This window comes from Chachezhania antarctica (genome assembly GCF_003646465.1).
Taxonomy (GTDB): domain Bacteria; phylum Pseudomonadota; class Alphaproteobacteria; order Rhodobacterales; family Rhodobacteraceae; genus Chachezhania; species Chachezhania antarctica.
This window is the reverse complement of sequence record NZ_QZEX01000002.1, coordinates 352,135-364,592: the sequence shown is the minus strand read 5'-3', so window position 1 is coordinate 364,592 and position 12,458 is coordinate 352,135. Positions and strand designations below refer to the sequence as shown.

Here is a 12,458-nt window from a genome sequence, read left to right as displayed (position 1 = left end):
ATCAGCCGGCTGTCAGCAGGAACGACGGGAACTTTTGCAGCGCGCGGTCTCCGGTCAGCGCGTCGCGGCCCGTCGTGCCTGTCTTGACGTCCCGGATGCTGGGGTAGAACGACAGTGCGTCGGCCAGTTGGGCCAACGCGTCGGCGCGCTCCGCTTCCGGTAAGTAGGGGCCATGGGTCGAGAGATACAGCGCCGGGCGTTGTTTCTTCAGCCAGGGAAGAAGGCGCGGGATCAGGTCGAACTCGGCGCCTTCGACGTCGAGCTTTACCAGCGACACCTTCGACAGGTCGACCGCGTCTTCGAACACGGCCCAGTCGAGGGTCAGCACATCCATGCCGTGGGCGCCGTCGGGGTTCAGAAGGCTCGTCATGCTGTCGCCGGGTTCGCCCCGGAAACTGGCCATCCGGGCCACGCCGGTTTCGCCCGCGACAGCCGCGGCAAAAGCACCCACGTTGTCGAGCCCGTTCAGCGACAGGTTCCAGTCGAGCGCGCGAAACGCCTCGCGGTCGGGTTCGAACGCCCAGACCTTGCGGGCCTTCTTCGCGGCATAAAGCACCGTGGGCCCGATCCAGGCGCCGATGTCCAGATAATCGTGGTCCGGCGACAAATGGCCGTCGAGCACATCAAATGTTTCGGGCTCCCACCCGTTCCGGCTGCATTTGCGCCAGAACTTGGTGTGAAGCGGGTCAAACCTGAAAGGAACGCCGTTCAGGCTGCCCGGATAGGCACCGCGGAACCGCCAGAAGGCCTTCTGCAGATCGTTCAGCATGGCGCGCGCATGCAGGTCGCGCGCAGACGCGACCCTCTCGGGCCTTGACCTGCGGGGGGCCGAGACGCATGTAAAGCACAGACAATTGTAATCATTCAGGGGGCCCCAAATGGCTTTTGAACTTCCGGATCTTCCTTATGCACACGACGCGCTTGCGTCCAAGGGCATGTCGAAAGAAACCCTGGAATATCACCACGACATTCACCACAAGGCCTATGTCGACAACGGCAACAAGGCGATTGCCGGGACCGAATGGGACGGCAAGTCGCTGGAAGAGATCATCAAGGGCACGTACGACAAGTCCTCGGTGGCCCAGTCGGGTATCTTCAACAACATCAGCCAGCTGTGGAACCACAACCAGTTCTGGGAAATGATGGGCCCGGGTTCGTCGGCCATGCCGGGCGAGCTGGAAAAGGCGCTGACCGAAGCGTTCGGTTCGGTCGATGAGTTCAAGTCGCAGTTTGCCACCGCCGGTGGCGGCCAGTTCGGTTCGGGCTGGGCGTGGCTGGTGAAGGACACCGATGGCAGCCTGAAGGTCACCAAGACCGAAAACGGCGTGAACCCGGTGTGCTTCGGCCAGACCGCGCTGCTGGGCTGCGACGTGTGGGAGCATTCCTACTACATCGATTTCCGCAACAAGCGCCCCGCGTATCTGGAAAACTTCCTGAACAACCTCGTGAACTGGGAAAACGTCGCCTCGCGCATGTGATCCCGGCCGGTTCAGGCTTTGACGCTACGAAAACGCCCCGTCCTGCGACGGGGCGTTTTTCATGTCAGGCGGCTGCTTCGATGGTCTTGAACCGGTTTCGTCCGGCTGCCTTGGATTGGTAAAGGGCCTGGTCAGCCTGGTCGATGAGGCGGGTTGCCAGCTGTTCGTCGGTGCCCGCCGCGCCGATCCGTCCGGCCGAGATCGTCACCACGCCGACGCTGATGGTCACGTCCACGGGGCGTTCGGCCCCGGCGATGCGGAACGGCCGGCCGTTGATTTCCGCGCAGATCCGGCGGGCGATGCGCGAGGCATCGTTGGCCTTGACGCCGGGAATGGCGATCAGGAATTCTTCCCCCCCGACACGGGCGATCATGTCGTCGGGTTCGAACATCAGGCGCAGACGCTGCGCCGTCTCGATCAGAACGGCGTCGCCCGCGGCATGGCCGTAGTGGTCGTTGATCTGCTTGAAATGGTCGAGATCGGCCATCATCAGCGCAAGGTCGCCCCGGGTTCCGATCGTGTCCCGCAGGGCCGAGGTGAGATAGGGCAGGGCATAACGACGGTTGTAGAGCCCGGTCATCGGGTCCAGCACCGCGGCGCGCAGGCCGGCCCTGACGGTGGACCGCAGCCGGTCGCGCCGCGCCTTGCGGGCCAAGTCGAGCTCCAGCCGCAGGGCCAGTTCTTCCGCGTCGAAGCCGCCCGCCATCACATCCTGCGCCCCGCGATCCAGCGCATCGGCGAGGCTGTGCGGTTCGGCCCCTTCCGCCAGTGCGATCACGACGCAATTGGCGGTGGAGCTGCGCGCGAACAGTTCCGACATCAGCGACAGGGCCGGGGCGGGATCGCGGCGCGGGATCTCGATCACGATGGCATCGGGCACGGGTTGCGTCATCAGCCCCTGGATATCGCCCAGACGGAAGGTGCGCAGGCTGTGCCGTGTCTTGCTGGCCAGCTGACTGCGCCAGACTGTCCCGGTTTCTGCCTGCGCCGTGACAAGCGCCACGCGGGAGGGGCCGGAATAGGCCGTCGGGGCCTCGGCGAAGCCCAGTACCTCTCCGGTCATGGCGGGCAGGTCCTCGGCCCCGTCGCGCAGGCGCAGGAGGCTGCGGATCCGGGCTTGGAACACCAGATCGTTCAGCGGCTGTTCCAGCACGTCGTCGATGCCGGCGGCCAGCGCCTTCAGCCGGGCCATGCGGTCGCGCTGGTTGCCGATCGCAAGGATGGGGATCGCGGCCTGCGGCGGATCTTCGGAAAGGATCTTCTTCACGTCCTCGGCCGTGCCATCGGGCAGTTTCATCGCCGTCACGATCAGGTCGGGCCGGGTGCGTCTGACAAGGTCGCGCAACCCAACGAGATCAGTCCCCTGGACGATACGATAGTACGCGGCAGAAAGCTGCACTTTCAGGATGATGCGGTTGGTGGCAACGCCATCCAGGATCAGTATGGTGCCCTGCACGCTCCGGCCCTTTCGAGGGTTGTATTAACTATTACGGACAGTTTTCATGAATCTGGTTAATAAATTCTTTCACTTTTCAACCTTCGGCGAGGTTCCTGCATGAATCCTGACGCGGCAGAAACCTTCGCGCTGGACGTCCTGACCTGGCTGGCGGGCTCGGACGACCTGATGCCGGTGTTCCTGGGCTCGACCGGCGCGTCGATCGACGACCTGCGGGACCGGGCGGGCGACGCCGAATTCCTGGGTGCCGTGCTGGATTTCCTGATGCTGGATGACGCCTGGGTGATGGCCTTTGCCGAAAGCCGCGGGATAGATCCCGAACGGGTGATGCGCGCGCGGGCGGCGTTGCCGGGCGGGCAACAGGTCAACTGGACGTGAAGGAAAATCCCATGAGGTACGATGCGATCCTGTTCGACAAGGACGGCACGCTGTTCGATTTCGGCGGGACATGGAACGTCTGGGCCGCGAACCTGCTAAAGGACCTGTCGGGCGGCGATCCGGCGCTGAAGCAGGATCTGGCCGACCGGATACATTTTGATCTGGACTCCGTATCGTTCCGGCCAGACAGCCCGGTGATCGCGGGCACCAACCGTGAAGCGTCGTTCCTGCTGCAGCAGGGGCTGCCGGACAGAAGCATCGATGACCTCGACAGGTTCCTGGCCGAACGCGCGGCCCTTGCGCCGCTGGTGCCTGCAGTGCCGCTGGCCGGTTTCCTCGACAGCCTTGCGGCGCGGTCCCTGCGGCTGGGCGTGATGACCAACGATGCCGAGATCTCCGCCCATGCCCAGCTGCGCGCGGCGGGCGTGCTGGAACGGTTCGATTTCGTGGCCGGGGCCGACAGTGGCCACGGGGCCAAACCGTCGCCCGATCCTCTGCTGGCCTTCTGCCGCAGCGTCGGCGTGGCGCCCGGGCGCACGGTGATGGTGGGCGACAGCACCCATGACCTGATCGCCGGGCGCGCGGCGGGCATGACGGTGGTGGCGGTGCTGACAGGCCCGGCCGAGGTGGCCGAGCTTCAGCCCCATGCCGACGTGGTTCTGCCCGATATCGGCCACTTGCCCGAATGGCTCGACGCCTGAGATCGGCGAAAATCTGGGCGCCAAGTGCTGGTTTGCGACAAGTCCTGTCGCAATCGGACCGGATCGGCGCGCGATCCTCTGGCCCTGTGGAGCCGTTCAACAAGGGAGTCCCAGATGGCAGATGGCACAGATCCGGCCCCGCGCAAGGCGCGCGGCGGGGGCAGGGCGGGCCGCAAGGCGCGGCGGGGCAGTGCCATCATCGAACAGATGCCATGGCGCATGATCGAAAACATCGACCGCCCGACCGAACCCCTGGGCCCCGACGGGATCGAGGCGATCCACGACACCGCGATGCGCATCCTGGAAGAGGTGGGCGTCGCCTTTCTGAACGATGAAGCGTTGCAGCTGTTCCGCGAGGCGGGGTGCACCGTGGACGGCGAAATCGTCCGCATGGGCCGCGACTGGGTGATGGAGATGGTGGCCAAGGCGCCCGACAGCTTCACCATCACGCCCCGCAACCCGGACCGCACGATCACCGTGGGCGGCAAGACGCTGCTGTTCGGGAACGTGTCGTCGCCGCCCAACTACTGGGACCTGTCACTGGGCCGCAAGATGCCCGGCACCCGCAACCAGTGCCGCGATCTGCTGAAACTGACCCAGTTCTTCGATTGCATCCATTTCGCAGGCGGCTACCCGGTGGAACCCGTCGACCTGCATCCGTCGGTCCGCCATCTGGATGTGCTGTTCGACAAGCTGCTGCTGGGCGACAAGGTGGTTCACACTTATTCGCTGGGCAAGGAACGGGTCGAGGACGCGATGGAGATGGTCCGCATCGCCGGCGGCCTGACCCATGAAGAATTCGACGCCAAGCCGCGGTTCTACACCAACATCAACTCCACCTCGCCCTTGAAGCACGACCAGCCGATGATCGACGGTTGCCTGCGGCTCGCCCGGCGGGGCCAGGCGGTGGTGGTCAGCCCCTTCACGCTGGCCGGTGCCATGGCGCCCGTCACCATGGGCGGCGCGGTGGCGCAATCCGTGGCCGAGGCGCTGTCGGCCATAGCCCTCTTCCAGTACGTCCGCCCGGGAACTCCGTGTGTCTTCGGCACCTTCACCTCGAACGTCGACATGAAATCCGGCGCGCCCGCCTTCGGCACGCCCGAATACATGCGCGCAACCCAGATGACCGGGCAGTTGGCGCGGTTCTACGGGCTGCCGTTGCGCGCGTCCGGCGCCTGTGCCGCCAACGTGCCCGACGGGCAGGCGATGTGGGAGACGTCGAATTCGCTCTGGTCGGCCGTGCAGTCGGGGGCCAACATGGTCTACCACGCCGCCGGCTGGCTGGAGGGCGGGCTGATCGCCTCGCCCGAGAAATTCCTTATGGATTGCGAGATCCTGCAACAGATCCAGCGCTACATGGAGCCGGTGATCACCGCGACCGACACCGATGCGATGGCCCTGTCGACCATCGCCGAGGTCGGCCAGAACGGCCATTTCTTCGGCACGCAGCACACGCAGGACCGCTATACCACCGCCTTCTACCAGCCGTTCCTGAGCGACTGGAAGAACTTCGAAGGCTGGATGGCCGCGGGCGGGATCTGGACGGCGGAACGCGCACATCACCTGTATCGCGCCATCGTCGACCATTTCGAGGCGCCGCCGATGGACGAGGCCATCCGCGAGGAACTGGGCGCCTTCGTGACCAAGCGAAAGGCCGAAGGCGGCGCACCGACCGATTACTGACAGGCATCCTGTAACCCGCCGTAAATCCCGTCAATTTTATCTCTTTCATCTTTCTTAACCGCGTCCGGCGAAGAGTTGTCTTTGGCATCGATACTTTTCTGCCGGAAACGGGAGTACCTGCGTGCACGGGTTGGTGAACAGGGCGTTGCAGTCCTTTGTCTGCAACACCTACGGACAGGATCGCTGGAAACGCATGCTTGACGCGGCCGGGCTTGGCCAGGTCGAGTTCGAAGCCATGTTCACCTACGAAGACCGGATCACGGAAAAACTGCTGGCGGCGCTTGCAACCGAACTGGACCGTCCGCTGGACGACATCCTAGAAGACGTCGGCACCTACCTCGTCTCCCATCCCGAGCTGGAGCGCCTGCGACGGCTCTTGCGCTTCGGGGGGGAGACCTATCCCGATTTCCTGCATTCGCTGGACGATCTTCCCGACAGGGCGCGGCTTGCGGTTCCCGACCTTGATCTGCCCACGCTGGAACTGCGCGAATACACCAACGGGGATTACTGCCTGAACTGCGGGCTGGGGCTGCCGGGGTTCACCTATACGCTCATGGGCATCCTGCGGGCCATGGCCGACGATTACGGCGCGCTCGTGCTGCTGGATTACCTTGGCGGCAGCGAACGGTGCGAGCAGATTTCCATCTCGGTCATCCAGAGCGCCTTTTCCGAAGGCCGCACGTTCGAGCTGGGAGCGTCGCACGGATGATCGACTTGGGCCAGCTCAAGGACGTGATCGAGAAACTCTGCCCGATGGCGATCTGGGTCGATCGATGCGGCCATATCCGGCATGTCGGCCCGACCTTGCAGAAGGTCTGCCCGGAGACCGAGTTCGTGGGTCACCGCGCGCTGGAATTCTTCCGCGTGATCCGGCCGCGGTCGGTCCTGACGATGCAGGATCTTGCCAAGACGTCCGGGTCGAAACTGCATATGCAGATGCGCATGCCGCCCGGCATCACCCTGAAGGGCGTCTTCGTCGAACTGCCCGACGATGCCGGCGCGATCATCAACCTGTCCTTCGGCATCTCGGTCTTCGATGCGGTGCGGGATTTTTCGCTCAGCAGCAAGGATTTCGCGCCCACGGACCAGACCATCGAACTGTTGTACCTGATGGAATCGAAATCCGCCGCGATGGAGGCCTCGCGCTCCCTCAACGTGCGCCTGCAGGGCGCCATGATCGCGGCCGAGGAACAGGCCTTCACCGATACACTGACGGGCCTGAAGAACCGGCGCGCGGTCAACCACGTGCTGCACCGCCTAACAGCGGTGCAGAGGCCCTATTCGCTGCTGCATCTCGATCTCGATTACTTCAAGGATGTGAACGACACGCTGGGCCACGCCGCGGGCGATCATGTCCTGCAGTACGTGGCCCGGATCATGGTCGATGAAACCCGCGAAGGCGATACCGTCGCGCGCATCGGCGGCGACGAATTCGTGCTGATCTTCGACGGGCTGACCGACCGGGGTCAGCTGGGTTCCATCGCCCGCCGCCTGATTGACCGGCTTGAGCAGCCGATCACCTATGGCGGTCAGACATGCACCATTTCGGCCAGCGTCGGCATCGCCATCTCGGCCGAGGTCCGGTACCTTCCCGTGCCCGGTCAGGCGCCCGACGGGTCGGTGGCCGAGGTCAAGGACGGCGCCGATCGTGCCGACTTCAACGCGATCCTGAACTTTGCCGATGTCGCGCTCTACGAAGCGAAGCGCGCCGGCCGGGGCTGTTTCCGTTTCTTTTCGCCAGACATGCTGGTCAGCGGTGCCTCGGCGTTCATGCCCAGGGTTCTGGTGAACCGCCGGCAGGCCGGGGACGGGGCCTGAGCCGGGGGGAGGCCGCGCCCCAGAACGCGCCGACACAGTGATACGTGCGCGGGCCAGGGTTCTGTCGCTGGTTTCCCGAACACGTGATCGGACCACCGGCGGCGGTTCGCCGCCGGTGGGTCCGAAACGGCGATACGCCGCCAAAACAGGGGCTTGGCGGCGTATCCAGTTGACCGGGACGTCCATGTGATGCCGATCATGCGCACCTGCCGTGAACCTAGTGCGGATCTCGCGCGTTGGTTTGTAGCAATCCGCCCGCGAAACGGCGCGGACATGATAACAAGACAGGAGCGTCGACATCACCATGCGTGGAAGGTCCATATTCGTCGCAGCCGCCACGGCGGTCGCAATCACTGTCCCGGCGCCAAAGGCCCGCGCCGGTGACGAGCTTGCCATTGCCGGTGGTCTGATCATCGGCGGGCTGATCGTCAACGAGGTCGTCAAGCAGAACCGCCGCAAGGCGCAGCAGCAGGCGCAGGCGGCCTATTACGCCGGCCAGCAGTCCCAGCAGGCAACAACGCAGTCGACCCAGCGCAGCACCGCGACTTCGACACCGAGGAAGACAAGCCCGTCGATCTCGTCCGCGCAGCGGACCGAGAACAGGCAGGTGCAGACCGCGCTCAATTTCTTCGGCTTCGATGCGGGGACGGTCGATGGCGTGCTGGGCCAGAACAGCCGGTCGGCCGTTTCGCGCTACCAGGCCGAGATGAACGATCCTTCCGATGGCACCCTGACCGACAGCGAACGCCAGTTCCTGTTGTCGAGCTACCAGCGCGCCCGCGCGTCGGGCGGCGTGGCGCGATATGACACGGTCTTGGCCGAGCAAGGCCCCACCGCGCTGCTGAGGCTTTTCCGGGACGAGCGCGACGGCGTGGCGACACCCGTGGTGCAGGCATCGGCCGGAACCAGCCCCGAAGTGACGCGCGCGGCTTCGACCGTGACGATGGGTACCCCGGCTGCGGGCAGCAAGGAAATCACGCTGATCCCGCTGCCGGTCGTGCGTTCCGAAGCCTGCGACACCGCGCGCAGCAACGGCGCGCTCGAGTGGCAGCACTGCGTGGCCCGCAATTACGCCATTGCCGAAACCGCTCCGCTCGAGGCCGCCGTGACCAACCTGAGCAAGTCCGAGATCGAGGCCCATTGCGAAGGCATCTCGGCCGCGATGGCACCGTTCCGCGCCGAACTGACCGGGTCTGGTCGGAAAGCCGTGGTGACGTCTGTTTCCGAATTCCTGGCAAGCTCGGGCATGCCGACCGAGCAAGCGGTCGATACCGGTCAGGTCTGCCTTGGCGTCGGCTACCGGACCGATGACCCCGAAATGACGCTGGGATCGGCGCTTTTGCTCGTGGGAGCCGGGGAAGACGCATATGCCGAGATTGTCGGCCACCACCTGCGCGACGGAAGCGGCGTGGCGTCTGCCCATCCGCGCAGGGCGGCACGCTGGTTCGACCTGGCCATCGACAGCGCGGACTCCAATGAGGAAACGGTTCTGGGCCAGACCCCGGACCGGATGTCGGCGCTGCGCGCGGACATGTCCGCATCGGTGAACTGACCCGACGGTGAACAGATTCTGGTGACTCATGAAGGACCGGCCGACGCGCCGGTCCTTTTCCATTTCCGCTGCCGAGACGGACGAGACGCAAGTCGTGCGCGCGGCCTATGATGCCTTGCGCCACAACGACAGCCACATGATGATCACCGTGGCGCCGACCCTGTCGTGCAACTTCGGCTGCCGTTACTGTTTCCAGGGCACCGACAAGCCCCTGACACGGATGCCGCCATCGGTGCGGGAAGCCACCGACGCCTTCATCCTGCGCGAGTTGGAACGCCGCAAGAGTTTCCACCTGACATGGTATGGCGGCGAGCCGCTGATGGATCAGGACGCGATCTGGGACATCTCGGACGCCGCGATCCGGCACTGCGATGCGCAGGGCGCCAGGTGTACAGCTCGATGATGATCTCGAACGGCTACAAGCTGACGCGGGACGTGGCGGTGAAGCTGAAGGCGGCGCGCGTCACGCGGGTTCAGATCACGCTGGACGGGGACGGGGCGACCCATGACAGCCGCCGTCATCTGACCAGCGGGCGGGGGACCTTCGCGAAGATCCTTGAGAACGTGCAGGCGATTGCGGCGGAACGGCTGCTGCACATCTCGGTCCGGGTGAATATCGACGGCGAGAACGAGGCCTGTGCGCGCGCGTTGCTGGATGCGTTGCAGGGCGCGGGGCTTGGGGTGCGGAATGGCGTGTCGGTCTACTTCGCGCCGGTGGAAAGCGTGGCCGAGGCCGCGCAGGGCGGCTGCGACCGCTGCCTGTCCAAGACGGAGTACGCTGAGGCCGAGACCCGGCTTCAGGCGCTGGCCGTCGAGGTGGGGCTGATCGCGGCGACGAAAGTGCCGCGGTTCCTCGGGCTCTGCACAGCGGTGACGCCCAATTCCTACCTGGTCGTTCCGAACGGCGATCAGCACATGTTCTGGGACACGGTGATGGATGCCGGCCGGCGCGTCGGAGCCGTGATCGGGCATGACCGCAAGGCGGATGCGCGAACGAAGGCTCTCTGGTCGGACTGGTCGCCCTTCGACAATCCGGTCTGCGGCGATTGCACGTTGCTGCCCAGCTGCGGCGGGGCCTGCGCGTTCAAGTTTGTCCACAACGATCATGCATCGGGCGAGGCGGGCAAGCTTCCGTGCCCCAGCCTGAAACTCAACATGGCAGAACAATTGTTCCTGCGCGCGAAGGCGCGGGGGTTTGTCCAGTCCGACGACTGGGACCCCCGGCGCTCTCCCACCGTGCAGGAGGATGGCATGCTCACCGGGCAGCGCCACACACTGGGTTCCATCGGGGCTATTCATGAGTCGCTGCAGGGCCTGGCCCAGGGTCGCGCACTACCCCCGGTCGATATCGGCGGATCACATGGACCGCACCCAGGCTCCGTCCTGTTTCGGGCGGGTTTCGCCATTTCCAATGGAAACTGCCAGTCATGCTGTGCGTCGAACGGGCTATGCCCTTTTCATGTGACCTCTGCTCTCCGCGCATTTTTGCGGGTGGGCAGACCTATGCGTATGTCCAACGCAAGGCGGGCTGGCGCCGCCGGCCCCCCGGGCCCCGTGGCTTCACGGCTTGGGCCCGACCGGGGTGGACCGGTCGGCTTTTTCCGAAACCGCATTTCGCGATTGCCGGCATTAGGCCCGGTGCCGCGCCCGCTTCGGCGGTTGTTCGCCCGGCCTGCTTGCAGGCGTGACGCGCCATTCGATACCTTCGCCCTCGGCTCCCGCCCGGGGTCGGCTATCCCACCCATCCCGCCGGGTCAGGTTTCCGGATCCGGTCTGTCCGTCCCGGGCGAGAGCTACGGTCCCCTTGCCCAATGTGCATATCGGACAAACCGATTGAGCATTGCTGATCGCTTGCCTGAATGCTGCGGTGCAGCTACGTCTGGGAGCGTGGGAGGCACGGTTCACGGGACCTGTCAGGTCCCCGGAAAGGTACGCGTCTCCATGTCCGATCAGACGGCAGAATTGTCGCCGCCCAGTGCGGCCGACGCGCCCGGCGGCATCCCCGTGGGCGCGGTGCTGTTTGCGCTCGCCATGGGCGGTTTTGCCATCGGCACGACGGAATTCGCCGCGATGGCGCTGGTGCCGAATTTCGCCGCCGATCTGGGGGTGAGTGAGGCCCGCGCGGCCGATGCGATCAGCGCTTATGCGCTCGGCGTGGTCGTGGGTGCCCCGTTGCTGGCGGTGGCCGGCGCGCGGATGCGCAAGCGGCGGCTGCTGATCTGGCTGATGCTGGCCTTCGCCGTCTTCAACACGCTGTCGGCCATGGCGCCGACCTTCGGAACCTTCGTCCTGTCGCGCTTCTTTTCCGGCCTGCCGCATGGCGCCTATTTCGGGGTGGCGGCGCTTGTCGCGGCCTCGGTCGTGCCGCGGAACAGGCGGGCGTCGGCGGTGGCGCGGATCTTCCTTGGCCTGACGATCGCCACCACCATCGGTGTGCCGGCGGCAAGCTGGGTCAGCCAGTTCATCGGCTGGCGCGCGGGCTTCGTGATCGTGGGCGGGCTGGCGCTGGCGACGGCCTTGGCCGTGGCCCTGAAGGCGCCGCGCACGCCGGCCGATCCGAACGCCAATCCGCTGCGCGAGCTTGGGGCGCTGAAGAACCGGCAGGTCTGGCTGACGCTGCTGACGGGCGCCATAGGCTTCGGCGGATTCTTCGCGGTCTATACCTACATCGCGTCCACCGTGATCACGACGCTTGGCAAGACCCATGACGAGGTCGCGCTGATGCTGATGGTGGCAGGCGTCGGCATGACGGTCTTCAACCTGCTGATGGGCGCCGCGGCCGACCGTAACCTGAACCTGACGGCCTATGTGGCGTTCGGCGGCGGTGCCGTGGTGTTGCTCCTGTTCCCGACGGCGGTGGGGCTGGGGCTTTGGCCCATGGCGCTGGCCGTCTTCTGCATGAGCGTGCTGGGCGGGGTATCCACCGTGATGCAGACCCGGCTGATGAATGTCGCGGGCGACGCCCAGCAGCTGGCGGCGTCGCTGCATCACGCGGCCTTCAACGTGGCCAACGCGCTGGGGCCCTTCCTGGCCGCGCGGTTCGTGGCGTCCGGACACGGCTTCGAGGTGTCGGGCTATGTCGGCGCGGGGCTGAGTGCCGCGGGCTTCGTGCTGTTCGCCATCACGCTCTGGGACGCCCGGCGCAGCGGGTACGAGTGATCGCGGCCTGAAGTTTCAGTTCAACGGCAGGTTCGCGCCAGCCCCGGGAGCGGGTCGGGCGCGAACCGGATCGCTGCGCGCGCCGGGAGGTGAGTCCCCCGCGTCGGACGATGTTGCGTGATTCCAGAAAGAGAGAGCTATGCTGCTCACTTTTCCGCGGCACCCGGCATCCAAGACCTCACCCCAACCGTACGGCAGCAGGGACGCCAGGCGCCTCGCGCTTAAGTAGCGCA

11 protein-coding genes are annotated in these 12,458 nt (G+C 65.5%); 9 read left to right on the top strand and 2 right to left on the bottom strand.

The features are described 5' to 3' along the window. Position 1 precedes the first annotated feature (1 nt). Positions 2-769 carry an FkbM family methyltransferase gene (locus tag D4754_RS05495; RefSeq protein ID WP_121061911.1) on the bottom strand — a complete coding sequence of 256 codons (768 nt, stop codon included), beginning with the start codon at positions 767-769 and terminating at the stop codon, positions 2-4. A 109-nt stretch (positions 770-878) separates the two neighbouring features. Here D4754_RS05495 and D4754_RS05490 point away from each other — a divergent pair, with 109 nt between their 5' ends. After that, positions 879-1,478: a superoxide dismutase gene (locus D4754_RS05490; protein WP_121061910.1), complete on the top strand. Its 600-nt coding sequence runs from the start codon at positions 879-881 to the stop codon at positions 1,476-1,478. A 64-nt stretch (positions 1,479-1,542) separates the two neighbouring features. On the opposite strand, the gene D4754_RS05485 is transcribed toward D4754_RS05490, so the two are convergent. Continuing rightward, the gene (locus D4754_RS05485) at positions 1,543-2,934 is read right to left on the bottom strand and encodes a diguanylate cyclase domain-containing protein (protein WP_121061909.1); all 1,392 of its coding nucleotides are present in this window, start codon (positions 2,932-2,934) and stop codon (positions 1,543-1,545) included. A gap of 99 nt (positions 2,935-3,033) precedes the next feature. On the opposite strand from D4754_RS05485, the gene D4754_RS05480 reads away from it, so the two are divergent. The 8 genes from D4754_RS05480 (at position 3,034) to D4754_RS24335 (ending at position 12,225) form a co-directional block, all read left to right on the top strand. Next, positions 3,034-3,312 (top strand): DUF3572 domain-containing protein, encoded by a 279-nt coding sequence (locus D4754_RS05480; protein WP_121061908.1) that lies wholly within the window; start codon positions 3,034-3,036, stop codon positions 3,310-3,312. Positions 3,313-3,323: 11 nt separating this feature from the next. Next, positions 3,324-4,013 (top strand): HAD family hydrolase, encoded by a 690-nt coding sequence (locus tag D4754_RS05475; protein ID WP_121061907.1) that lies wholly within the window; start codon positions 3,324-3,326, stop codon positions 4,011-4,013. 114 nt (positions 4,014-4,127) lie between these two features. Further along, the gene (locus tag D4754_RS05470; protein ID WP_121061906.1) at positions 4,128-5,696 is read left to right on the top strand and encodes a trimethylamine methyltransferase family protein; all 1,569 of its coding nucleotides are present in this window, start codon (positions 4,128-4,130) and stop codon (positions 5,694-5,696) included. Between the two features lie 121 nt (positions 5,697-5,817). Beyond that, complete coding sequence (locus D4754_RS05465; RefSeq protein WP_121061905.1) at positions 5,818-6,405, top strand: heme NO-binding domain-containing protein; 588 nt, start codon at positions 5,818-5,820, stop codon at positions 6,403-6,405. Next, a complete protein-coding gene (locus D4754_RS05460) occupies positions 6,402-7,514 on the top strand; it encodes a GGDEF domain-containing protein (protein ID WP_121061904.1) in 1,113 nt (370 codons plus the stop codon). The genes D4754_RS05465 and D4754_RS05460 overlap by 4 nt, the downstream gene beginning before the upstream one ends. Positions 7,515-7,818: 304 nt before the next feature. After that, the gene (locus tag D4754_RS05455; protein ID WP_121061903.1) at positions 7,819-9,066 is read left to right on the top strand and encodes a peptidoglycan-binding domain-containing protein; all 1,248 of its coding nucleotides are present in this window, start codon (positions 7,819-7,821) and stop codon (positions 9,064-9,066) included. Between the two features lie 28 nt (positions 9,067-9,094). Beyond that, positions 9,095-9,469 (top strand): radical SAM protein, encoded by a 375-nt coding sequence (locus D4754_RS05450; RefSeq protein ID WP_121061902.1) that lies wholly within the window; start codon positions 9,095-9,097, stop codon positions 9,467-9,469. Further along, positions 9,454-12,225: an MFS transporter gene (locus tag D4754_RS24335; RefSeq protein WP_240453757.1), complete on the top strand. Its 2,772-nt coding sequence runs from the start codon at positions 9,454-9,456 to the stop codon at positions 12,223-12,225. Before D4754_RS05450 ends, D4754_RS24335 begins: the two co-directional genes overlap by 16 nt. Positions 12,226-12,458: the final 233 nt, after the last annotated feature.

Bases quoted from the DNA above. Each gene is read 5' to 3' on its own strand.
- D4754_RS05495 (WP_121061911.1), bottom strand. From the start codon at position 769: ATGCTGAACGATCTGCAGAAGGCCTTCTGGCGGTTCCGCGGTGCCTAT.
- D4754_RS05490 (WP_121061910.1), top strand. From the start codon at position 879: ATGGCTTTTGAACTTCCGGATCTTCCTTATGCACACGACGCGCTTGCG.
- D4754_RS05480 (WP_121061908.1), top strand. From the start codon at position 3,034: ATGAATCCTGACGCGGCAGAAACCTTCGCGCTGGACGTCCTGACCTGG.
- D4754_RS05475 (WP_121061907.1), top strand. From the start codon at position 3,324: ATGAGGTACGATGCGATCCTGTTCGACAAGGACGGCACGCTGTTCGAT.
- D4754_RS05470 (WP_121061906.1), top strand. From the start codon at position 4,128: ATGGCAGATGGCACAGATCCGGCCCCGCGCAAGGCGCGCGGCGGGGGC.
- D4754_RS05460 (WP_121061904.1), top strand. From the start codon at position 6,402: ATGATCGACTTGGGCCAGCTCAAGGACGTGATCGAGAAACTCTGCCCG.
- D4754_RS05455 (WP_121061903.1), top strand. From the start codon at position 7,819: ATGCGTGGAAGGTCCATATTCGTCGCAGCCGCCACGGCGGTCGCAATC.
- D4754_RS05450 (WP_121061902.1), top strand. From the start codon at position 9,095: ATGAAGGACCGGCCGACGCGCCGGTCCTTTTCCATTTCCGCTGCCGAG.